Source organism: Alistipes provencensis (assembly GCF_900083545.1).
In the GTDB taxonomy this organism is placed as follows: Bacteria; Bacteroidota; Bacteroidia; order Bacteroidales; family Rikenellaceae; genus Alistipes; species Alistipes provencensis.
The window spans coordinates 510732-532790 of the sequence record NZ_LT559262.1; the positions used below are offsets into that span (position 1 = coordinate 510732).

The 22059-nt window shown below is 52.2% G+C and carries 20 protein-coding genes; 3 read left to right on the plus strand and 17 right to left on the minus strand.

All coding sequences use genetic code 11. The annotated features are described in order from the left end of the window. Nucleotides 1–55: 55 nt before the first annotated feature. The 3 genes from BN5935_RS02225 to BN5935_RS02235 all read left to right on the plus strand — a co-directional run bounded on the left by BN5935_RS02225 (nucleotide 56) and on the right by BN5935_RS02235 (nucleotide 3834). A complete protein-coding gene (locus BN5935_RS02225) occupies nucleotides 56–577 on the plus strand; it encodes a hypothetical protein (protein ID WP_147625752.1) in 522 nt (173 codons plus the stop codon). Nucleotides 578–690: 113 nt separating this feature from the next. Continuing rightward, nucleotides 691–2247, plus strand: a complete 1557-nt coding sequence (gene nadB / locus BN5935_RS02230; RefSeq protein ID WP_064974655.1) for an L-aspartate oxidase — start codon at nucleotides 691–693, stop codon at nucleotides 2245–2247. A gap of 3 nt (nucleotides 2248–2250) precedes the next feature. After that, nucleotides 2251–3834: a peptide chain release factor 3 gene (locus BN5935_RS02235; protein WP_064974656.1), complete on the plus strand. Its 1584-nt coding sequence runs from the start codon at nucleotides 2251–2253 to the stop codon at nucleotides 3832–3834. 57 nt (nucleotides 3835–3891) lie between these two features. On the opposite strand, the gene BN5935_RS02240 is transcribed toward BN5935_RS02235, so the two are convergent. From BN5935_RS02240 to BN5935_RS02320, 17 genes are all read right to left on the minus strand, one after another. Beyond that, nucleotides 3892–4608 carry a pirin family protein gene (locus BN5935_RS02240; RefSeq protein ID WP_064974657.1) on the minus strand — a complete coding sequence of 239 codons (717 nt, stop codon included), beginning with the start codon at nucleotides 4606–4608 and terminating at the stop codon, nucleotides 3892–3894. A 48-nt stretch (nucleotides 4609–4656) separates the two neighbouring features. Further along, nucleotides 4657–6765 (minus strand): KamA family radical SAM protein, encoded by a 2109-nt coding sequence (locus BN5935_RS02245; RefSeq protein ID WP_064974658.1) that lies wholly within the window; start codon nucleotides 6763–6765, stop codon nucleotides 4657–4659. Between the two features lie 212 nt (nucleotides 6766–6977). After that, nucleotides 6978–7919, minus strand: a complete 942-nt coding sequence (locus BN5935_RS02250; RefSeq protein WP_064974659.1) for a GDP-L-fucose synthase family protein — start codon at nucleotides 7917–7919, stop codon at nucleotides 6978–6980. A gap of 6 nt (nucleotides 7920–7925) precedes the next feature. Continuing rightward, nucleotides 7926–9014 (minus strand): GDP-mannose 4,6-dehydratase, encoded by a 1089-nt coding sequence (gene gmd, locus BN5935_RS02255; RefSeq protein ID WP_064974660.1) that lies wholly within the window; start codon nucleotides 9012–9014, stop codon nucleotides 7926–7928. A 10-nt stretch (nucleotides 9015–9024) separates the two neighbouring features. Then, nucleotides 9025–10050, minus strand: a complete 1026-nt coding sequence (locus BN5935_RS02260; protein ID WP_064974661.1) for an acyltransferase family protein — start codon at nucleotides 10048–10050, stop codon at nucleotides 9025–9027. A gap of 18 nt (nucleotides 10051–10068) precedes the next feature. Continuing rightward, a complete protein-coding gene (locus BN5935_RS02265) occupies nucleotides 10069–10656 on the minus strand; it encodes a sugar transferase (RefSeq protein WP_064974662.1) in 588 nt (195 codons plus the stop codon). Between the two features lie 10 nt (nucleotides 10657–10666). After that, complete coding sequence (locus tag BN5935_RS02270) at nucleotides 10667–11866, minus strand: DegT/DnrJ/EryC1/StrS family aminotransferase (protein ID WP_064974663.1); 1200 nt, start codon at nucleotides 11864–11866, stop codon at nucleotides 10667–10669. A gap of 10 nt (nucleotides 11867–11876) precedes the next feature. Next, nucleotides 11877–12641 carry an SDR family NAD(P)-dependent oxidoreductase gene (locus BN5935_RS02275; protein ID WP_064974664.1) on the minus strand — a complete coding sequence of 255 codons (765 nt, stop codon included), beginning with the start codon at nucleotides 12639–12641 and terminating at the stop codon, nucleotides 11877–11879. A 2-nt stretch (nucleotides 12642–12643) separates the two neighbouring features. Further along, nucleotides 12644–13663 (minus strand): 3-oxoacyl-ACP synthase III family protein, encoded by a 1020-nt coding sequence (locus tag BN5935_RS02280; protein ID WP_235820982.1) that lies wholly within the window; start codon nucleotides 13661–13663, stop codon nucleotides 12644–12646. A gap of 41 nt (nucleotides 13664–13704) precedes the next feature. Then, nucleotides 13705–13929 (minus strand): acyl carrier protein, encoded by a 225-nt coding sequence (locus BN5935_RS02285; RefSeq protein WP_064976801.1) that lies wholly within the window; start codon nucleotides 13927–13929, stop codon nucleotides 13705–13707. 26 nt (nucleotides 13930–13955) lie between these two features. Beyond that, nucleotides 13956–14579: a hypothetical protein gene (locus BN5935_RS15050; protein WP_064974666.1), complete on the minus strand. Its 624-nt coding sequence runs from the start codon at nucleotides 14577–14579 to the stop codon at nucleotides 13956–13958. A gap of 32 nt (nucleotides 14580–14611) precedes the next feature. After that, complete coding sequence (locus BN5935_RS02295) at nucleotides 14612–15502, minus strand: hypothetical protein (protein WP_064974667.1); 891 nt, start codon at nucleotides 15500–15502, stop codon at nucleotides 14612–14614. Nucleotides 15503–15512: 10 nt separating this feature from the next. Further along, nucleotides 15513–16385 carry an alpha-1,2-fucosyltransferase gene (locus BN5935_RS02300; protein ID WP_064974668.1) on the minus strand — a complete coding sequence of 291 codons (873 nt, stop codon included), beginning with the start codon at nucleotides 16383–16385 and terminating at the stop codon, nucleotides 15513–15515. A 13-nt stretch (nucleotides 16386–16398) separates the two neighbouring features. Further along, nucleotides 16399–17640 carry an oligosaccharide repeat unit polymerase gene (locus BN5935_RS02305; RefSeq protein WP_147625754.1) on the minus strand — a complete coding sequence of 414 codons (1242 nt, stop codon included), beginning with the start codon at nucleotides 17638–17640 and terminating at the stop codon, nucleotides 16399–16401. 68 nt (nucleotides 17641–17708) lie between these two features. Next, nucleotides 17709–18503, minus strand: coding sequence for a hypothetical protein (locus BN5935_RS02310; RefSeq protein WP_064974670.1), 795 nt, complete (start codon nucleotides 18501–18503; stop codon nucleotides 17709–17711). Continuing rightward, the gene (locus tag BN5935_RS02315; RefSeq protein ID WP_064974671.1) at nucleotides 18500–20047 is read right to left on the minus strand and encodes a lipid II flippase MurJ; all 1548 of its coding nucleotides are present in this window, start codon (nucleotides 20045–20047) and stop codon (nucleotides 18500–18502) included. The genes BN5935_RS02310 and BN5935_RS02315 overlap by 4 nt, the downstream gene beginning before the upstream one ends. Before the next feature lie 5 nt (nucleotides 20048–20052). Further along, nucleotides 20053–22008, minus strand: coding sequence for a polysaccharide biosynthesis protein (locus tag BN5935_RS02320; protein WP_064974672.1), 1956 nt, complete (start codon nucleotides 22006–22008; stop codon nucleotides 20053–20055). Between the last annotated feature and the right edge of the window lie 51 nt (nucleotides 22009–22059).

Genomic DNA, 22059 nt, shown 5'->3' on the forward strand with positions numbered 1-22059 from the left:
CAAAGATTATTTTGTATATTTCTTTCGTATCTTGCTAAATATAAAATCTCGCGTCATGAAAAAAATCTTCTTATTCGCATTGGCCTGTATGGCAGCAGTCTCCGCACAGGCCAAAGAACCGAAATGGTTTCTCAACGAAAAACCGCTGCCCGAAAAACATATTCTAGCAACGAGTTCGCTCGATTCCATTGTCGTGCAAAAATCCGACGGCTCGATACACGCTTGGGCAGAGAAAGGGATCGAATGGAAACCACTCGTCGAGTTAGTCAGTCCCAAACTGCAGTCGCGGCATGTCGCCGAGAACCTCTACTTTTCCGTCGACGGGACCTTTTACGGCCGGCTGGACAAGATCGACCGAATCTACATCGACGCCGATTATGTCGACGCCCATGTCGAGGAGGCACATATTCCCCGGGAGAAATATATCCGCGCAAAATACCGGGGCAGGGAATTGATTAAGATCCGGTTGCGGAATAGTTGGGATATGGAATTGAAACACAAGAAAGACCAGGAAGAGCGGGAGATACACAAACTCTGGTTCGACCATGTACAGAACAAGCAGGCACAAAATTTTTAACGGCATTGCACCCCACCCGTCCGGTCGGCATATTTTATACCGACCGGACCTTTTTATTGGCTGTTTTTTATTAACTTTGCGGCGCTGCAAGGCAATAGAAAAAGGAAAAACCCATGAAAACCGACTTTCTGGTTATCGGTTCCGGCGCTGCGGGGCTCTCGTTCGCGCTGAAGGCCGCGGCTCACGGACACGTTACGATCGTCACCAAAGGCGAGATCGAGGAGTGCAACACCAACTATGCCCAAGGCGGCATCTGCTCGGTCACATACGCTCCCGACACCTTCGAGAAGCACATTCACGACACACTGGTCTGCGGAGCGGGCAAGTGCGACGAGAAGGCCGTGGAGCTGGTCGTGCGGCGCGCTCCGGAGCTGATCCGGGACCTCATTGCTTGGGGCACGCGCTTCGACAAGACCCCCGACGGGCGTTTCGAGCTCAACCGCGAGGGCGGACACTCGGAGCACCGCATCCTCCACCACGAGGACCTCACGGGTGCCGAGATCGAGCGGGCGCTCGTGGAGTCGGTGAAGAGCCATCCGAACATCACGGTCCTCGAACACCATTTCGCCATCGACCTGCTGACGCAGCACCATTTGGGCGAGTTCGTCACGCGCCACACACGCGGACTGGCCTGCTTCGGAGCCTATGTGCTGAACCTCGAGACGAACGAGATCGAGACCATGCTGTCGAAATTCACCGTCGTGGCCACGGGCGGGTGCGGCAACGTCTACTCCACCACCTCGAACCCCAACGTCGCCACGGGCGACGGCATCGCCATGTGCCACCGTGCCAAGGCCATCACCGAGAACATGGAGTTCATCCAGTTCCACCCCACGACGCTCTACAACCCCGGCGAGAAGCCCAATTTCCTCATCACCGAGGCCATGCGCGGTTTCGGGGCCATCCTGCGGCTGCCCGACGGCAAGGAGTTCATGGACAAATACCATCCGATGAAATCCCTCGCGCCGCGCGACGTCGTGGCCCGGGCCATCTACCGCGAGATGACCAAGCGGGGTTCGGATTTCGTCTACCTCGACGTGACGCACAAGGACCCCGACGCCGTCCGGAGCCATTTCCCGAACATCTACGAGAAATGCCGCTCGATCGGCATCGACATCACCAAAGACTGGATTCCCGTAACCCCCGCAGCGCACTACTGCTGCGGCGGCGTGAAGGTCAACACCAACGGCGAAACCTCGATCAAGCGGCTCTATGCGCTGGGCGAAACCTCGTGCACGGGACTGCACGGCGCCAACCGGCTGGCCTCGAACTCGCTGATCGAAGCGGTCGTCTACGCCGACCAAGCTGCACGGCACACGGCAGCATCGCTGGAGAAGGTCGATTTTCAGGAGGGCATCCCCGACTGGGATTTCGAAGGCACGCAGCACACCGAGGAGATGCTGATGATCATCCAGTCGAAGCGCGAGATGCAGACCATCATGTCCAACTATGTGGGCATCGTGCGGTCGAACCTCTCGCTCAAGCGCGCCATGCACCGGCTGGAGATACTCTGGCAGGAGACCGAGGAGCTCTACAACAAGACCAAGCCCAACCGCGAGTTGTGTGAACTGCGGAACATGATCGCCATCGCCTATCTGGTCATCAAGCAGGGGCGCGAGATCAAGGAGTCCGTGGGCTGCCACTACAACGCCGATTACCCCAAGGAATAACACATGACATTACAGGAAGAAATAACCCGGCGGCGGACCTTCGCCGTCATCGCCCACCCCGACGCGGGCAAGACCACCCTTACCGAGAAACTGCTGCTGTTCGGCGGCGCCATCCATGTGGCCGGAGCCGTCAAGAGCAACAAGATCAAGAAGGGCGCGACGTCCGACTTCATGGAGATCGAACGCCAGCGAGGCATCTCGGTGGCCACGGCCGTCATGGGCTTCGAATACCAAGGCTGCAAGATCAACATCCTCGACACCCCGGGCCACGAGGATTTCGCCGAGGACACCTACCGCACGCTGACGGCCGTGGATTCGGTCATCATCGTGATCGACGGCGCCAAGGGCGTCGAGTCCCAGACCCGCAAGCTGATGGCGGTCTGCCGCATGCGCAAAACCCCCGTGATCGTCTTCATCAACAAGCTGGACCGCCCCTCGAAGGAGCCGTTCGACCTGCTGGACGAGGTGGAGAAGGAGTTGCAGATCCGCGTGCGGCCGCTGGCTTTCCCGATCTCGAACGGCCCCACCTTCAAGGGCGTCTACAACCTTTACGAAAAGAACCTCTCGCTCTTTACGTCGGACGAGAAACTGACGGCCGACGCATCGACGGCCGAAATCTCGGACCTCGCGTCGCAGGAGCTGGACGGTTACATCGGCGAAAAATTCGCCGACCTGCTGCGGCAGGACGTCGAGCTGGTCGAGGGCGTCTACGACCAGTTCGACCGCGAAGCCTACCTGCGCGGCGAACTGGCCCCGGTCTTCTTCGGCTCGGCGGTCAACAACTTCGGCGTCCGCGAACTGCTGGACTGCTTCGTGCGCATCGCCCCCTCGCCGCGTCCGGCCCCGACCGAAACCCGGGCGGTGGAGCCCGGGGAGCCGAAAATGACCGGCTTCGTCTTCAAGATCCACGCCAACATGGACCCCAACCACCGCGACCGCATCGCGTTCCTGAAGATTTGCTCCGGCACGTTCGAACGCAATAAGAACTACCTGCATGTGCGCAGCGGCAAGCAGTTGAAATTCTCTTCGCCGACAGCCTTCATGGCCGAGAAAAAGTCGGTGATCGACTTCGCCTACCCGGGCGACATCGTGGGCCTGCACGACACGGGCAATTTCAAGATCGGCGACACCTTCACCGAGGGCGAAAAGCTCCGTTTCACGGGCATTCCGTCGTTCGCCCCCGAGCAGTTCCGCTACATCGAGAATGCCGACCCACTGAAGTTCAAACAGTTGGCCAAGGGCGTCGACCAATTGATGGACGAGGGCGTGGCGCAGTTGTTCACAAGCGCCCTCAACGGCCGCAAGATCATCGGCACGGTGGGTGCGCTGCAATTCGAAGTGATTCAGTACCGTCTGGAACACGAGTACAACGCCGCATGCCGCTGGGAGCCGATCTCGATCTACAAAGCCTGCTGGATCGACAGCGACAACGCCGCGCAACTGGCCGACTTCAAACGCCGCAAGCACACCAACATGGCTGTCGACAAGCACGGCCGCGACGTATTCCTCGCCGACACGAGCTACGGGCTCGCCCTCGCGCAGGAGAATTTCAAGGACATCCGCTTCCACTTCACCTCAGAGTTCTAAAACACCAAAAAGCCGCCGGAGTGCAGACTCCGGCGGCTTTGCTTGTAACAGGTTTTCTCAGACCTCCATCGGAACCTCGATAATCAGCACCTTGGCGTCCTCGGAAGCCTTGATCCGAAAATCGTCCGCATCCTCGATGCCCATGCCGTCGCGGGGCCCAAGCTCCTCGCCGGCCACCTCGACCCGGCCTTCGACCACGAAGACGTAGGCTCCGTTGCCGTGGAGGTTCATCCGGTACTCGGTCTCATGCCCGGCGTCGAGGCCCAGCGTGTAAAACCACGCCTTCTGGTGAATCCACCCCACATGCTCGCTGCCGTGGCTCTCAGGGCCTACGATCAGCCGCAGTTCATTGCGCTTGCCGGGCAGCAGTTCGATCTGGTTGTAACGGGGCGTATGGTTGTCGGCGTCGGTAAGCACCCAGATTTGCAGGAATTTCGCCGGCTCCTCGCGGCTGGCGTTCATCTCGCTGTGCGTGATGCCCGTTCCGGCGCTCATCACCTGAATGTCGCCCGGCTCGAGAATCTTCATGTGTCCCATGCTGTCGCCGTGCTTCAGAGCGCCCGAGAGGACGATCGAAACGATCTCCATGTTGTCGTGGGGATGCGTCCCGAAGCCCTCGCCCGGGGCTACCGTGTCGTCGTTCAGCACCCTCAGGGCACCGAAATGGACGCGTGTGTGATCGTAATATCCGGCAAAACTGAAGGTATGGTGTGTCTGGAGCCAGCCGTGATCGGCATACCCGCGGGTCCCGGCTCTGTGAATCGTCTTTTTCATAATTGCATTCCTATTGGTAATTATATATAAACGCAAAAAAGAGGCCGATTATTGTGCCTGCTCCAGCTCCAGATTGCTCACCCGGTCGGTCACGCCGAACCCGAAACCGGGATATTCATAGAGTCCGAAACGGGGTTCCGTCTCACCCCGGGTATAGGCCCAGATCGAAGCGTAATCTTCGGGGTCCTCGCCCATTTTGCCGAGCTGACGCAGATAGGCGGCCACCGACTTGTTCTCGACGATGAAGATTTCGCCCATGCGGTCGATTATAGGGCTGTGGCGGCGTGTGCGGTCGTGGTCGAAGCGCAGGATGCGCCGCCCCTCGGGCGTAAGACCCACCAGCCGGAAGGTCATGCTCTTGCCGATGGCCGGGAGGTTCAGCACACTGCGGTCCGTAGCGAGAAACGGCAGGCGGTATTTGCGCATGAAACGCCGGAGCTTGGCCGCCGTATCGCGCCCGTCGGCCAGCAGCGCGTCGAGTTCCGAAGCCTGCTCCGCAGTGAGGTGTCCGTAAATCTTCTCCTCCATCTGCTCCTGCATCGAGCGGCTGTTGGGCGTAAAGACCGCGCGGTTCTCCTCGAAACCCTTGACCGAGAAGGTGTAATAGCACACCACTCCCAGCGAATTGAGCACCTGCCGCAGCCGTGTGGTATGCCCGCGGCGCGAAGCGGCCACGGTATAGACCAACTGGTTGGTGATGAGCCACCCCGCCGAAAGGATCTTCCGGATGGCCTCCTCGGCCTCGGGCGTCACTTCGAGCGGCGTCTGGAAATGGGTCTGGATGATGAACTGTTTCACGCCGACGGCCGAAGCCTTCTCGCGGAATTCGCGCAGGATCTCCACCAGCTCGTCATTTACGCGCATCGGCAGGTAGGCAGGCAGGCGCGAACCGAGACGCACGCGCTGCAGTTCGGCATATTTTTCGCCCTCGGGACGCCATGCATTGGCCCGGCGCTTGCGGTTAGCCATGCGGTAGACCGCCTCGAGGATATTTCGCAGGGTCTTGTTCTGGCTCATCAGTGCGTCGCCGCCCGTGATGAGGATGTCGCGCAGTTGGGTATCCTCCTCGAAATAATTCATCAGCCGGCGCAGTTTGTGGTCCCACGACTCTTTGGGACGCAGCGCCTCGAATTCGAAATTGAGACGTTCGCTCTGGAAATCGTACATCCGCTGACACGAAGCGCACAGTCCGCCGCAGGCGCGGCCCATCGTGTCGGGGATCAGGATCGCCACCTCCGGATAGCGGCGGTGGATGTTGTGTCCGTCGGGCAGCAGCCACCCGGCGGCATTGGGTTTACCCGCCTCGACGACATCCTCGCGCTCCCAAGCGCGGATCTGTCCGTAAGTCTCGACCAGTTGCGGCGAATAGAGGATGTAACTGCGGATGGCGGCATCGTCGTAACCGTCGCCCGTGACATCGAGCAGCGAAAGGTAATAGGGCGTGGCGAAGAAGGGCATCCCCTTTTTGCGGGCCTTCGAGAGCAGGTACATCGTCTCCGACGACAGCGACCCGGCCAGAAAGCGGTTCAGCTCCGAAGGGCTTTTCACGGCCATGGCCAACTGAAAGCGGAAATCACCCCACCACTCGGCCACCTGCCGGTATTTCTCATCGTAAGTCATCCCCTCGGCGAACAGATAGCGCGACGGGGTTTTCGACTTGCGGTTCTCGATCTTCTGCACCAGCAGGTGCAGCATCCGTTCACGGTTGTCGGCGCGGATCGCCCGCACCTCCTCGTCCTGCCCCGAAAGCCAGCGTTCGGTGCGGCTGCGCACGCGCTGCGGCGAAGGCAGCGGGATTTCCGCCCCGTCGAGCAGGCGGAACAGGTGGAACAGATCGACAAACAGGTCGGAAGGCATCTCGGAATTGGCGAGCCGTCCGGTAAGGAACTGCCACAACAGCGTCAGGGTCTGTACTTCCAACTGACAGTCCGTGGATAATTCGTAGACTTCTTGTCCGTCGTAACCGATCAACAGTCGAATCTGCTCCGCAGCTTCGCTCTCCGCAGCGGCATGCCGGTCCACGAACTCCCCGAGATGCCTGCGGAACTCCGCACCGTCGCTGCTGGCGTCGGCGAGGGCCGCAAGGTCGGGTAACTCATGGCGATAGAGCAGTCCGAGCTGGGAAAGGGTCAGTGCAAGCATTTTCTTTTGCTTCATACGCATTTTTTATTTAAGACGTTTGAGATAGGCGCAAAATTGTGCATTCACACCGGATCGTCACTCCCGGATTGCATTTTGCGGGAACAATATAGTAAAAATTTTTAATATATTCAAACTTATTACGGCAAATCTTCCATATTTGAATAAATTACATCCGAAAACAAAAACCGCAACCCTTCAGGATTGCGGTTTTTCTCAGAAAGAAAAGGTTATCGTTCGGCTCGCATGGGATTTTCCAGAAAATCCCGATACGACAGACGAATACCCTCCTCCAGTTCGGTTTTGTAAGTCCAGCCGAGCGCCGCAGCCTTCGACACATCCAGCAGTTTGCGGGGCGTACCGTTGGGTTTCGAGGTGTCCCACCGAATCTCTCCGCCGTAACCGATCACTTTCGCCACGAGTCCCGTCAGTTCCTTGATCGAAAGTTCCTTACCCGTCCCGGCATTGACCGTCTCGTTGCCGCTGTAATTGTTCATCAGGAATACGCACAGGTTGGCGAGGTCATCCACATAGAGGAACTCGCGCAACGGACTCCCGTCGCCCCAGCAGGTGACATATGGCAGTTTTTGTTCCTTGGCTTCATGGAAACGGCGGATCAGTGCCGGCAGCACATGGCTGTGCGTCGGATGGTAGTTATCGTTCGGCCCATAAAGATTGGTCGGCATTACGCTGATATAATTCGTGCCATACTGGCGGTTGAGATACTCGCAGTACTTCAGTCCCGAGATCTTTGCCAGCGCATACGCCTCGTTCGTTTTTTCGAGTTCCGAGGTCAGCAGACACGACTCCTTCATCGGCTGAGGTGCCATGCGCGGATAGATGCACGAAGAGCCGAGGAATTCCAGCTTCTTACAGCCGTTCTGCCACGCCGCATGGATAACATTCATCTCAAGGATCATATTCTCGTACATGAAGTCCGCCAGAGCACTCTGGTTGGCCTCGATACCACCGACTTTCGCCGCCGCCAGAAAGACATACTCCGGCTTCTCTTCGGCGAAAAATCGTTCGACAGCGTCCTGACGCGTAAGGTCCAGCTCCCGATGCGTACGGGTAACGATATTCGTATATCCCTGCCGCTGCAACTCACGCACGATCGCCGATCCGACCATGCCCCGATGCCCGGCGACGTATATTTTAGCACTCTTTTCCATATTCCGCTATTTTACAATGCCCTTTTCGAGATACTCGGCGAGGTTTGTCCGTATCTCCTCACCGGCTCGTTCCACAGCCACCTTCGCCATATCGGCATCGACCATGATTCGAACCAGTTGTTCGAAACTTGTCCGGGTCGGGTTCCAGCCCAGTTCGGCCTTCGCTTTGGTCGGGTCTCCCCAGAGATTTACTACATCCGTCGGTCGATAGAAGTCCGGTGAAACCTCGACCAGTACCTTGCCCGTAGCTTTGTCGATTCCCTTTTCATCTTCGCCCTCGCCGACAAACTCCAATTCAATGCCGGCATATTTGAATGCAAGGTAGCAAAATTCCCGCACGGAATGTTGCTCACCCGTGGCGATGACGAAATCTTCCGGCGTCTTGTTTTGGAGAATCAGCCACATACATTCTACATAGTCTTTGGCATAGCCCCAATCGCGGAGCGACGACAAGTTGCCCAAATACAATTTATCCTGCTTTCCTTGAGCGATGCGGGCGGCGGCGAGGGTGATCTTGCGGGTCACGAACGTTTCACCCCTACGTTCCGATTCATGGTTGAACAGGATACCCGAGCAGCAAAACATTCCGTAGGCCTCGCGGTACTCCTTGACGATCCAGTAGCCGTAGAGTTTCGCCACGGCATAAGGCGAGTAAGGATGGAACGGGGTGTTTTCATTCTGCGGTACTTCCTCCACCTTGCCGTAGAGTTCCGAGGTCGAGGCCTGATAAATGCGACATGTATCGGCAAGACCGCATTGACGCACGGCTTCCAGAATGCGCAGTACGCCCGTGGCGTCGACATCGGCTGTAAACTCCGGAGCGTCGAACGACACCTGAACATGACTTTGGGCTGCAAGGTTATAGATTTCATCCGGACGGATCTTGCCAATGACCTGCAACAGACTCATCGAGTCACCCAGATCGGCATAGTGCAGATGGAAATGCGGCAGACCCTCCAAATGGGCAATCCGCTCCCGAAAATCTACGGAGGAACGACGTATGGTGCCATGCACGTCATAGCCTTTTTGCAATAAAAACTCCGCCAGAAACGATCCGTCCTGACCTGTAATACCCGTAATTAATGCGGTCTTCATATAAAGTTTACTATTTTTTGCAGCATATATAATCTCCTAAAACGAGTAGTCGCGTGAGGCGATTACGGCGCAATAATTTTACAATCAAATAACTCACGGCAGTCAGAACCACACCTATTGTTAGCACGGTCCAGACCGGGATCAACCCCAAGCCGCTGACAAAAGGTGCTATTGCAAGATTGATAATAAGACAATGGACAAAATAAAGCCCCAATGTCTCCCGACCCAAAGCAATAAGTATTTTAGCGCAATAACTTGTCCCCACCGTCACCGTCCATTTAAAAATTTCATAGAACAAAACAATCCCCAACGCAGCGACCCATAAACGATAAAAGATTGATAAATAGGGTTCTAAATCAATACCCGGTAATACTTGGGGGGGGGTAATACACATCTGTAACCGGAAGAAATAGACACATACGGGAAACAGAACTGCGCTCCCTGTAAGCAAGACTTGGTCGAGACCGACATGCTTCGTCTGACTGAACGGTCTGATATAAACGCCAGCAGAAAAAAAGATAAAATACCACGCAATCCAATGAAAACCCAAAAGATCTGTACGGGTAATCAGTTCGATAAAATTCAATCCACCAAGAATCGCCAGCACAATTATCCGTTCATCAATCTTAAGAGCTGCCGCCGTTTTTCGGCAACAAATAAAAAGAGTATGGATAAAAAACAGGACCCACAAGAACCAAAGACCTAAATCGGGACGTAAAATAATCCGGAGATTAAATACTGCAAACTCACGAAGCGAAATTCCGGCAGAACCATCTACAAAAAAAGCGATCACATTGTAGCAAAAAAAGGGGATGATCAACTGTAAAAATCGTTTTCCAACACTCTTCCATGTCGTAGTCTTATAACTTACAAATCCACTAAGAAACATGAATAACGGCATATGAAAGCTATAAATGCAGCGAAAGACAAGGCCATCTGTTCCGTACAATGTCTGAATAACATGCCCTGCAATCACCAGCAAAATGGCAAAACCTCGCAAAGCATCAATATAAGGAATGCGACCCGACAATAACATTTGCACGACAACAGAGAGTTATGATATAATTTTACAAAGAGTGATCAGGATCACCCTGATATCAGTCACTAATGAGTGATGGGCAACATACTCCAGATTAATCCGCAGCTTATCCTGCATAATCACATCTACATAATACCGGTCCGGATCATCGACCTGCTCCAACAATTCGTTCTCATTGCGATAGCGGATCGATGCCAGGTCCGTTATACCGGGACGGACACCGAGCACACGCATCTGCTCCGGGGTATACAGCCCGACATATTTCCGCACCTCCGGCCGGGGTCCGACCAGGCTCATATCTCCGACAAAAACGTTGATAAGCTGCGGAAGTTCATCCAATTTGTACCGACGAATATAATATCCCGACCGGGTCACCCGCGGATCATGTCCTCCGATCGTTATCAATCCTTTCCGGTCGGAACCGACCCGCATCGAGCGGAATTTATACAACCTGAAATCCCGGTTGTTCCGCCCGACACGCACCTGACGGTAGAAGACCGGCCCTGCTGAATCACATTTGATCCAAACGGCCAGAACGAGGAACAAGGGACTTAAAACAAGCAGCCCCAAACCGCTCGTTACAAGGTCGAAAAAACGTTTCAATGAAAATATATTATTTCGAAATGATATCGACGAAATTGGAGATGACGTATTCGGCCTCCTCGTCGGTAAGGCGCGTATGCAGCGGAAGCGTCACCTCATTGCGGTACTGGTCATACGCATTCGGATAGTCTGCGATGTCGAACCCCAAAGCCTTATATGCCGTCATCATCGGAAGCGGCTTGTAATGGACATTGCAGGCGATGCCCCGCTCCGCCATTTTGACGATGACATCGTTCCGCTCGGCGACATCCCGCCCCAACAGACGCACAAGATATAGATGTCCGCTCGAAGAGTGATCCGCCCCATAATGATCGAGTACCTGCACCGAACAATCTTTCAGCGCGTCATCATAACGGCCGATCAGCTCACGACGACGGCGGAGCATTTCCGGATAGCGTTTCAACTGTGCAAGCCCGATCCCGGCCATGATATCCGTCATGTTGCATTTGAAATTGGGCGCGACGATATCGTACTCCCAAGCGCCGAGTTGCGTCTTGGCCAAAGCGTCCTTACTCTGTCCATGAAGCGACAACAACTGGAATTGCTTGTAGAGCCATTCGTTATCGATACCGGGGATCGGACGCCATGTAAGCGCCCCGCCCTCGGCCGTCGTGAGATTCTTCACGGCGTGGAACGAAAACGAGGTGAAATCGGCGATCTCTCCGCACATCCGTCCGTGCCACTGTGCCCCGAAAGCATGGGCGGCATCGGACAATACGACAGCCCGGCCGAATGCTTGCTGAAGATCATTTGCAGGGCGAAAAAGATGTTTTTTACGTTCGACTGCTGCATAAATCTTGTCATAATCGCAAACGACACCGCCGAGATCCACCGGCACGACGACTTTCGTTCGTTCGGTGATGACATCGGCAAGTTTATCGTAGTCCATTTCAAAGGATCCGGGCGCCGTATCGACCAGCACGACCTTAGCTCCGACATGGCACGTCACACTGGCCGTTGCAGTATAAGTGTATGCCGAAGTAATGACCTCGTCTCCGGGCCCGACACCCAGTACGCGGAGAATCAACTCCATGCACGCCGTCGCAGAGTTCAGGCACACGGACTTTTCCGTCTGGCAGCACATCGAAATCAGGTTTTCAAACTCTTTGGTGCGGGGTCCCGTCGTAATCCATCCGGAACGCAGAGCCTCAGCAACTTCAGCAATCTCCGCCTCCGTCATATCGGGAGGCGAAAAGGAAATTTTTGTCATATACGATAATTTATCGAACGGTATATCCTCCGTCCACGATCAGATTTTGTCCGGTAACCCACCGGGAAGCATCGCTTAGCAGATAAATGCAGGCATTGGAAACGTCCTCCGTACGGCCCAGGCCCAATAAGTGCTTATCCTCCAGTTGCCTGCGCAGGTCAGGATCGGCCATATGAGGCAAATCTGCATTGATCGGTGTAAGAATCGCACCCGGAGATACGCTATTGAACCGGATGTTGCGTTTGGCATACTCACAGGCCAGCGATCGGGCCGCAGAGATCAATGCTCCCTTGGTCATGCCGTACAACGATTTGCCGCTTTCGCCCACACATCCCATGATCGACGAGAAAAAAACGATACTTCCACCCTCTTTGGGCATGTGTCTGATTTTGCAGACCTCTCGTGTCAGTTCAATGGCGGAATAGACGTTATTCCGGAAAAAACGGTCGAGTTGTTCAGTGGACATCAGTTTCAGGGGAAGCGTCGTCGATATCCCGGCACAATGGAGTACACCATGCAACGGGCCGCATTGGGTTACGATATCGGCAACCAGTACCCCTATTCGGTCAAAATCCGTCAAATCAAAAGACATCACAACATGTCCGTTGCCCGTCATTTGCCGCCGGGTTTCGGCTAATCGCTCCTCATTACGACCAATAAGCACTACACGGGCTCCCATCCGGCTGCAATCAATGGCGCATTGGCGACCGATGCCGGACGAAGCTCCGGTAATTAATATTGTCTTTTCCGACAGGGTGAATGGATTGAACGTCATGGTCAAACCTCTACGATATCACTGATACGGCAATCGACGAACGGTACGATGGCCGTCGCCCATGTCATACCAACGCCGAATGCGCTCAACATCAACCGCTTTTTGCCCGACAAGTTGTCTTTCAATTGATCGACGATGGTCAAAGGAACCGATACGGATGAGGTATTGCCGTATTTGGCGATCGTCGACGGAATCCTCGTCGTATCCAGTTTGAGTTTCTTGGCCAGATAACTGTTGATAAAGTTGTTGGCCTGATGAAAGACATAGTAATCCAGCGATTGGATATCCACCTCCGACCACTCCGCGATCTTTTTGATGTCGCGCGGGATCTCACGGATCACAAAGTTGAAGACATCGCCCCCGTTCATATAACCCTGTTCTTCGCTACGGATATTGCCGTATTCATCGACAACCTTTTCTTGCAGGGTCTCCACACTGCTCGGCATCCGGTAACCGCCGGCATTGATCTTGATCAGGTCGCCGCGAGAGCCGTCCGAGTTGAGCGAAAAATAGCTTTCCCCGAATTTTTCATCCCGTTCGACAAGTGCCGCAACTCCGCCGTCACCGAACAGGAATGCCGACCGGCGGTCTTTCGGTGAATAGACTTTCGAGCGGGTCTCGCCGTCAAGAATCAATGCCTTGCGCAGATTATTGCACTGCATGAACGAATAGGCGACACTCAACCCGTAAATGAATGCGGAGCATCCCAGATTTATATCGAATGCTATCGTCGAATTCGGTAAGCCTAAACGTTCCTGCAACAATACCGATGTCGCAGGCATGCGGTAATCGGGCGTTTGCGATATGAAGATCAGCAAATCGATCTCATTGCGATCGATCCCGTTGTCGGCAATGAGTTTTTCCGCCGCAGCAAAGCACAAGTCCGACGAGCAGGTTTTTTCATCGGCGAAACGACGCTCATAGATACCTACCTTATCGACAACTTCGCGGACTTGATCCTCCGGGAAATACTGTGTGTATTTGTAATTGTCGATCACCGTGCGGGGAACGGCACCGCTCAAAGCCGTAATCCCGACACCCTGAAATTTCAGAAACGACATGATTATTTGTGGGATTCAATATACGACGCAATATCACCCAGCGTTTTCAACTCGCGGAACTGGGCATTCTCGATCTGCATGTCATACTCCTCGTCAAGCATCGCTATGACCGATAAGAACGATAAAGAATTCCATTCATCCAAATCTCGGAAAATAGTATCCGTATTCAAGGTTGTTGCATCTTCAATTTCAACCGCTTCGGCGAATTTTTCGATAAATTCTTTCATGCTCATCTGTTATTATTTTTAATTATTCATATTTTAGTTGGTTTATTCAAGTCATAAGCCATAAAAGCCCGTTCCCGGCCATCTGACAGAGTAATGATTTTTTTCATAACTGCTCCATTCAGTTTATGGAACTTATATACATGCTTATTCGCCGTATCTACTTCGAATTCCAGTTCTTCGATCCCCAGCAGGCGAAGAATCCGCAACGTATTGTTATGCATCTCACACGACGAAATCGAATCCTTGTAGCGAGGGTCCCATCCCCAATAGCCACCTCGTGCCCCCTGCTGTCCGATGAAGGACCCATCGTTCCGTTTCAAAGACCTATAACGGACAAACAAGGCCCTCAGTAGTACGGGATTAGAAAGAACCGATCCAATGGCCGCTATAGCCAACCGGGCTCGGTTTTTCATCATATAACAGCGATGGCGATGGCAGTCCAAGACTGCGAACATATATCCTACCACCCTGCCCTTATCCTCAGCACAAACACATACCGTACATGGATCAGAAAGTACCAGCCGGTAATATTGCCGCAGGAAGCATCGCCCCATCAAGACAAAGATTCCATTATCATTGACATCCTTAATACGATGGTGAATATCAGCCAGACAACGTGCGTCGGCCTGTTTTGCCAAACGATAGACCATATTATCGAATTTACTCGGATTAAATGCAGAAATTACCAATAACAGCCCCCTTCAACTGTTCCGGCCCGTTCAGGGCGGTCTTCTGGACGAGGCGAAACAAAATATTCGTTAATGAACCGGTTCGTCTGCGGATTATCCACATAACGTTTTCCCTTGACGCCGAAAAGGAACTGTGTGACACCTCCCAAATGGACAGCTTTACGCCCCATCCGCTTGATATGGGCTGCGAGCGGCATACCGTAGGCCCCACAACCGAGAAGTGCGATATCAAACTCTTTTTCGTCGATCAAAGCCTTCATATGAGCTAGGGCTTCGAACCAACTCGGAAAATCCACGGGATTGCCAGCTATTGACTGTACGGCCTTGATGGTCTCCAATTTCCCAAACACGGGAAGTGTAAGCGGATTTGCGAAAAGATTCGCCCTATTTCGCTCATACTGCTCGCGGATCGTCTCAGCAAACGGATGCACAACTAAGATCCGCTTGCCGGTCAACACCCGCGTCCAAGGCGAATCCTGATCGTAGAACCCATCGAGCGTGCGCTTGCTAACACGGGGGATATCGCCAATCCAACTGCGAAAGAACATCTCCTCGAACCGCCAGGTAATCAGCACATCCAACTCAGCAGTATCGGCTTTATACAATTCATAAAAACGGCGGATGTGCTCTCCATCCACCGGAAAAAAACCGGCAGAATTACCAAGATTCCGCCAGGTTCTTCTCTTCAATGGAAGAAGCCAGGGCTGCAATTTCTCATAGCAAAGCGTTTGCAATTCAACCGACCCGAACCGGGAGATCATACAAGGAGTGTCCGAACCGAGCAGGTCGGTCAGAACCCTTATCCCCTCTTCTTCCAAAAGCGGAGACGGACATCCCAACCTATAAATCCCCTGAAAAAACGAGCGAATCAGTTTATGTGCCATAATCTACCAATTATATAAGTATCCAACCTACCGGATAGATATCCGTGGAATCGGAGCCGTTCGTCCACCGCGCAGGAGCCACAATGAACTTGTCCGGACGAGCATTCAACCAAGCGCCCCACCAACTGAACGAACTATTGGCGATAATACACCCTCTGGCCAGCGACATAAGTTGCATATCCCGATAGCTCTGCTGGCCTGTATTGAAGTCTATGAAATGCACATCAGCCCCTCGCAGTAGCGGAATGATGTGTTCCCGACACCAATCCATATCGTTCGAAAAAATAAAGAACGCGGGAGTTTTTATCAGTCCGAAAACCTGTTCCAAAGCTTTCTGGTAATATTCGAGTGTGCATATCCCCGAAAAGTTTGCAGCCCCGACGTAATCACCTCTGCGAACATGAATAGCAACCGAATTCTGCTCCCTAAGCAATCGAGCTACATTCAAGTTCAACTGGTCGCAAAATTCCGGAAAACGGAATACCTCAGCAACAGCTGCTGGACACTGCTCAAAATACCGGGGCGACTGCCAATATCCCTCGAAATAAAAGCTTCCCGACACCCCCAGTGCTTTCGAATCGTACCGGAATGCCTCCAGTTCGATATATTCGCTCCGTCGCACGGGCAACACCCGCCGGAGCGCGCGTGAAACCGTATAATGAGGAATATAATACGAGAGACGTGCAATCTGTCCTCTTCTGGCCGATGAGAGCTTTACATCAAAGACACGTTTCAGTTCAAAGCCCGTATGAAGCCGGTAGCCATTGAAATGCGAGGTATCAATCAACACCTCCTCTTCCGGGTTTCTGGCTTTAAGCGCCACTGCAAATGCATATTGAAACATCTGATTCCCGATGCCCCCGATAATATTGACAATTTTCACAAAACAATAGATTTCAATGGTTCAACAGATTATCCCAATGAGCGTTTTTCCGGAATCTAATACGGGAATTCGTCGCCCAAATCAAACAGATCATCCCTGGAATAAAATTCAAATAGATACTTCGAATAAATTGCGCCGTCTGATTTCTCATTGCCAATGTAGCACAGAATATAAGAAGGGCATACATTGTTCTTCTGAACAAGACATTATCGGTTCTAACAAATAAAAGCCATATCCGAAGTAAAATATTCCATAAAATACCATTATATAAAAAGCCCATAAAACCCATGAAATTATAGCCTTGTACAAAAAAGTGATAAGACCAGCCTACGCCTCTTTCCAAAGTTTCCCCTTTGACCCTTGCTACGATAGTATTGGTCAAAGGTGGATAGTGGACGCCTAAAATTGCATTACATACATTAGATTTAATGACTTCTACGGGATCTATCATATCATAATACATGGAAACAAACAATGTATGCGAAGGGGCATAATAATCTTGTAATAATATCTGTTCAGATATAGGTAATGCATTTGATCCAGCATTCAAGTCTGTTTGAAAAACCTTTTTTAAAGAAATACTTCCCTGAGTTCTTAATTGTAGGATGATCAACAGTCCATAGACTAACAAGCATCCTAATACGACAAATTTCAGAATCGTAGTTTTGCGGTTCCTCAATGAAACGATAAAAGGAGAAAGCTCGATGCTCGCAATCGCTATGAAAAAATACAGGATGGAACTCCTAATACCGGCAGCCGATGCTACTTGAATAAAAAAAGTGACACAACATATCAGCAAAAGGATTTTAAATTTTGACGAACGATAATACCGGATTACCGCATATAATACAATAGTACTAATTGTAAAAAAATAAAACAACAATGAAAACCAACTGGAGCCCATAGGATTTCCACTACCCCATGAAAATACAGACCGGTTTTTGTAAAAATATATTAACAAACAAACAAATAAAAATATCAGTCCAAAATAGAATCGAAACTCTTTTCTATACTTTACACGATAAACCTCATAAATAACTGTCTTTTTTAGTGGGAACATCCTATATATAAAGAATGCAGTAACAAATGACAAAAACATAAATGCCCAATATCGATAGTATAATGCAGGACCGAAATAGGCTCCTATTCCCATGGACAAAATCGGGTAATATACATATCCAATCTGAGCAAAAATGGTATATATGTATAATATTAGAAAAGAAAAAGCATGTAGATCATCTCCTCGTTTTATCATATATTTTATACAATAAAACACAAAGAGAGTCAAGATAACCATTAAAATCCAAGGTGTCATTTCAATGGCTATACTTTAAATTTGAGTAAATACATAAAATGGCGTAAAAAACCCTTAAAAAACAATATCAGTCTCTCAAAGTTAGATTCGCATATTGTTTCTTCGCCTCTCAAGCGAGTCGCCCGAATTGCCTGCCGACGAAAATAATCATGCCCTTCCATATGTTCCCAACGAATTTTTATTCGCCCGGTATTCAGATATTTGTACACCAATGCGGAATAAACCGACTGGTCATGGCGGTTTTCAATAAAGCCTCGTAATTGCAGTCTGCGATCGGCAACAGGAACATCCATAACGAAATGCGGATATCTGAGAATCGTATCCTTCCATTCTAAAATAAAATCCATCACAAATTCCGATTTTCGAACCATGATAACCGTAGCACAGCACTGACGCCGGGAAAGCCATGCCCCGTCACCGAAATAGTCGATGATCTCCCGACGCGTCCAACGGTCATTGCGCTGATCAATCCGCAAGGCGCAAATATCGTATCGAGAGAGGGTGTCGAACCACACCCTCCAATCCCGCGAAGATTGTAACGAGCACCCGGCGTCGCAATAGACCAGAAAATCCCCCTCATCCATCGCCTGCAAGGCATCAAAAATTATATCAGGCTTCCATATCCACAATCCCCCGCCCCGCTTTTCACGCATAGCAGGACAATTCAAAATTGCCTCCGAAAGGTCTTCGGGAGCATAAGCCCTACAATCATCGAAAAGCTTCAGGCTTCGAGCTTCAGCCAAGATGCGCCGTTTGCTCGCAGCAAATTCGCCATCGCCATAGGTAATGAAGAATTTTTTCATTCGTTACCGATTTTACAACCAAAGACAAGCTTACGAAGCCGATAACAGAGTGTTCTGTTAACCCACACGATCTCCTCGCTCCGTAACACTTTCACTAACAACAGATCGACTGTCGCCATATAGATCGTACCACATACTATAATCCGACCAATACCCCCCAAACCCCAAAGCAGAAGCCAGTCGACAACAACCGCCACCACACAACCGGCCATACAGACCACTATGTATTTGAAGATATCTAAGTAAAATGAATAATCGAAACAAGCATATCGCATCCGCAGAAATACCAACGAGACGAGCGCGAAGAATAACAAACAGAAAAATTCGACCATGCCCACCTCCACAAAGGAGATGTGATCGGACAGTAATAACCGGACGCATACGAACAATATAGTGGCCCCCACCCCGATCACTGCCAGATGCACATACAATTTCGCCGAATAAAAAACAGTTCTTACCAGATTCATGACAGCAATACACAAGCCGCCCAAAAAGTACCAAGGCATCACACTCGCCAGATTCTCAATATCACCCGCCCCAAATTTTCCCCGCTGTAACAATATTCGAAGCACTGGTTGCATATAGACGATCGTAAAGATACTGACCACCAAAATGAAGAGTACAGCCATCCGAACGGCCCGTTCAAAAGCGTCCAATGCGACACGGATCCTGCGTAGATCTTTACTACTCAGCTCTTTCGCCAAATCGGGGAAAGAAACCGTTGCAAGCCCCATGCTTGCCGCCACGGAAAGAAAACCGCTGAAGCTATGAGCATAGCCTAGATACGACACTGCCCCCGGTGCCAGAATGCCTCCCCACTGATAGGCGATAAATCCGAACGCCGTGAACGGAAGCAGTGAAACGGTGATCAAGAGCATTCGCCCCGACAATTGCGAGATGCGCACATAATCGCGGCACACAGTACACAAGGTAGAATCGACTCTCTGACGGGCGGCGATGCGATAGATGATGAACTGCACGATCGTAGCGGCAGTCATGCCCAATGCTACTGAAAGTACTCCGATACGGGGGCCGATCATCAGTACCGAGACAATAATAGCCATATAGACCAACAGTGGAATCACTGAGATCAAGACAAAACGTTTGAAATAATTGTGGACACAGGCCCAAAAACCATTGACGAGCGAAAAACAAGTCGATGCCCAGAACAACAGACACAACCCAACCGCCAACGGATAAGTCTCTTCATTGAGCGCCCCGGGATAAATCCGATCAAGATTACAGTAAGTCAAGGTCCCTCCGACCAGCGAAAAAAGTAAACTAAAGAAGACCACACGTTTTCGGACAACCATAATGTAACCAGGTAGCCGTTTCGGCCCTATCTCTGCAAAGACCGGGATAAAAACCGAAGCAAAGATCACGGGAGCTACACCGGTTATGATCGTCGGAATCGAGTGCAAAGCAAAAAAGAGGTCGATCTGGGGTCCCGCACCAAAATACTTGGCATATAGCACTTGGCATAAAAAGCCCAAAATGCCGCTTAGAATGAAAAATAGGGTGATATAGAGAGACTTCTTCAACATGGTGCCTAAACCTCGGTTTTCCGGTTATCGTATGCTTCGAATACAGAATTTTTTGATTTGAACTCCGGCACGGTCCGCTTCATCAGGCGGATCATGTCCGGGATGTTCACGGAACGCGACAGCGTCTCGAGTTCCTCGGCGACCTCCTGAGCTTCGCCATAGTCGTATTCCCGAACCTTCGCAATTCGGATGCGGTCGTGGGGCGTCGGAAGCGTGTTCTCCTTGTTCGACAGCACCTCCTCGTAGAGTTTCTCACCCGGCCGCAGGCCCGTATATTCGATTTTGATATCCCGTTCGGGCTCGAAGCCCGCCAACTCGATCATCCGCCGGGCCAGGTGGGCAATCTTCACCGAAACGCCCATGTCGAAGACGAAAATCTCGTTGCCCCCGGACATCGTGGCCGCCTCCATCACCAGCCGGCAGGCCTCCGGGATCGTCATAAAGAAACGCGTGATATCCGGGTGTGTAACCGTCACCGGACCGCCCTTGGCAATCTGCTCCCGGAAACGCGGAATCACCGAACCGTTCGACCCCAACACATTCCCGAAACGCGTCGTCACGAATTTTGTCTTGCCTTTCGTTACGCCCTGCTCGATCGACAGCCCCAACGACTGCACATAAATCTCCGCAAGGCGTTTCGTGCAACCCATCACATTCGTCGGGTTCACTGCCTTGTCCGTCGAGATCATCACCATCTTCTCCACATCGTACGCCAGACACTTGTCCGCCACGTTGCGCGTTCCGGCAACATTCACCAGCACGGCCTCGCAGGGATTTTCCTCCATCAGCGGAACGTGCTTGTACGCCGCGGCGTGAAATACCACCTGGGGACGGTAGGTCCGGAATGCAAAATCCAGACGCCGTTCGATGCGGATATCCCCGATAACCGGTTCGAAATGCAACTCCGGATAACGCTCCTCCAGTTCCAACCGCAGGTTGTGCATCGGGGTCTCCCCGTTGTCGAACAGGATCAGTTCCTTCACCCCGAACGTCGCCAACTGACGGCACAGCTCCGAGCCGATCGATCCGGCGGCACCCGTCACAAGCACCGTCTTACCCGCGAAGTTGGCCTCGATCTCCGACATCGAAATCTCGATCTCGGGGCGTCCCAGCAGGTCTTCGATCTTGATCTCGCGGATCGACTGCTTCATGATCTTGCCGTCGATGACCTCGTCGATCGGCGGCGATATCAGCACCTTGACGCCTTTTTCTGCGCAGTAATTGATCAGGCGCTCCTGCTCCTCCTGCGCATCGTCGTTCGTGGCGAACAGCACGGCATCGATATCGAAACGGTCGCGCAGGTACTCCATGCTTCCGGCATCCTCGAAATAGTAGACCGGACAGTCCGCGACCGTATGGTTCCGCAGGCGCTTACCGTATGTCAGGAACCCCGCCACGCGATAGTGGGGCGAGTTCTGCAGCCGCGGAACCAGCGACACCGACTTGTCGCCCGTGCCGTAAACCAGCACCCGGCTGCAGTTGTCGCGGCGCGTCTGCTTCAGCTTGATCAGGTCGTAGACAACGATCATGCAGAGGCGCAGGCCCAGCAGCAGGAACAGGGTGACCAGGGCATCCAGCAGGAAGCCCAGGGAGATTGCCGTAAACGGCGGATATGGTTTTTGGGGAAGGAGCAGGACATAGCCGAACAGCAGGATGTCCTTGAAGAGAACCGCGGCGCCGAGTTTCCAGATCTCACGCAGCGTTGAGTGGCGGATGATGCTCCGGAACGTGCGGAAAAGGACGAACGGAACGACACTCAGCACACACGAACCCGCCAGCAGCCACAGGCCGTACCAGAAGGTAAAGACCGGGTTCGGAAAAAGACCGCGTATCAGCAAATACGCAATAAAGGTGGAAAAGACCGAAACGCACGTGTCGATAACGAGAATCAACCACGACGAAAAATAGCGTGACGACAGGTACTTTTCAGCACCCAGCCGTGACAGCAGGCGGTAAAGCATTAGAGAGGTGAATTATAGCTCCGGAACGTTGGAGGGCAACTACCCGGAAAC

Excerpts from the sequence above, each read along its gene's own strand:
- BN5935_RS02260 (WP_064974661.1), bottom strand. The coding sequence starts at position 10,050 with ATGTTATTGTCGGGTCGCATTCCTTATATTGATGCTTTGCGAGGTTTT.
- BN5935_RS02320 (WP_064974672.1), bottom strand. The coding sequence starts at position 22,008 with ATGCTTTACCGCCTGCTGTCACGGCTGGGTGCTGAAAAGTACCTGTCG.
- BN5935_RS02275 (WP_064974664.1), bottom strand. The coding sequence starts at position 12,641 with ATGACGTTCAATCCATTCACCCTGTCGGAAAAGACAATATTAATTACC.
- gmd (WP_064974660.1), bottom strand. The coding sequence starts at position 9,014 with ATGAAGACCGCATTAATTACGGGTATTACAGGTCAGGACGGATCGTTT.
- BN5935_RS02270 (WP_064974663.1), bottom strand. The coding sequence starts at position 11,866 with ATGACAAAAATTTCCTTTTCGCCTCCCGATATGACGGAGGCGGAGATT.
- BN5935_RS15050 (WP_064974666.1), bottom strand. The coding sequence starts at position 14,579 with ATGGTCTATCGTTTGGCAAAACAGGCCGACGCACGTTGTCTGGCTGAT.
- BN5935_RS02295 (WP_064974667.1), bottom strand. The coding sequence starts at position 15,502 with ATGGCACATAAACTGATTCGCTCGTTTTTTCAGGGGATTTATAGGTTG.
- BN5935_RS02310 (WP_064974670.1), bottom strand. The coding sequence starts at position 18,503 with ATGAAAAAATTCTTCATTACCTATGGCGATGGCGAATTTGCTGCGAGC.
- BN5935_RS02235 (WP_064974656.1), top strand. The coding sequence starts at position 2,251 with ATGACATTACAGGAAGAAATAACCCGGCGGCGGACCTTCGCCGTCATC.
- BN5935_RS02240 (WP_064974657.1), bottom strand. The coding sequence starts at position 4,608 with ATGAAAAAGACGATTCACAGAGCCGGGACCCGCGGGTATGCCGATCAC.
- BN5935_RS02250 (WP_064974659.1), bottom strand. The coding sequence starts at position 7,919 with ATGGAAAAGAGTGCTAAAATATACGTCGCCGGGCATCGGGGCATGGTC.
- BN5935_RS02245 (WP_064974658.1), bottom strand. The coding sequence starts at position 6,765 with ATGAAGCAAAAGAAAATGCTTGCACTGACCCTTTCCCAGCTCGGACTG.
- BN5935_RS02305 (WP_147625754.1), bottom strand. The coding sequence starts at position 17,640 with ATGATAAAACGAGGAGATGATCTACATGCTTTTTCTTTTCTAATATTA.
- BN5935_RS02285 (WP_064976801.1), bottom strand. The coding sequence starts at position 13,929 with ATGAAAGAATTTATCGAAAAATTCGCCGAAGCGGTTGAAATTGAAGAT.
- BN5935_RS02315 (WP_064974671.1), bottom strand. The coding sequence starts at position 20,047 with ATGTTGAAGAAGTCTCTCTATATCACCCTATTTTTCATTCTAAGCGGC.
- BN5935_RS02225 (WP_147625752.1), top strand. The coding sequence starts at position 56 with ATGAAAAAAATCTTCTTATTCGCATTGGCCTGTATGGCAGCAGTCTCC.
- nadB (WP_064974655.1), top strand. The coding sequence starts at position 691 with ATGAAAACCGACTTTCTGGTTATCGGTTCCGGCGCTGCGGGGCTCTCG.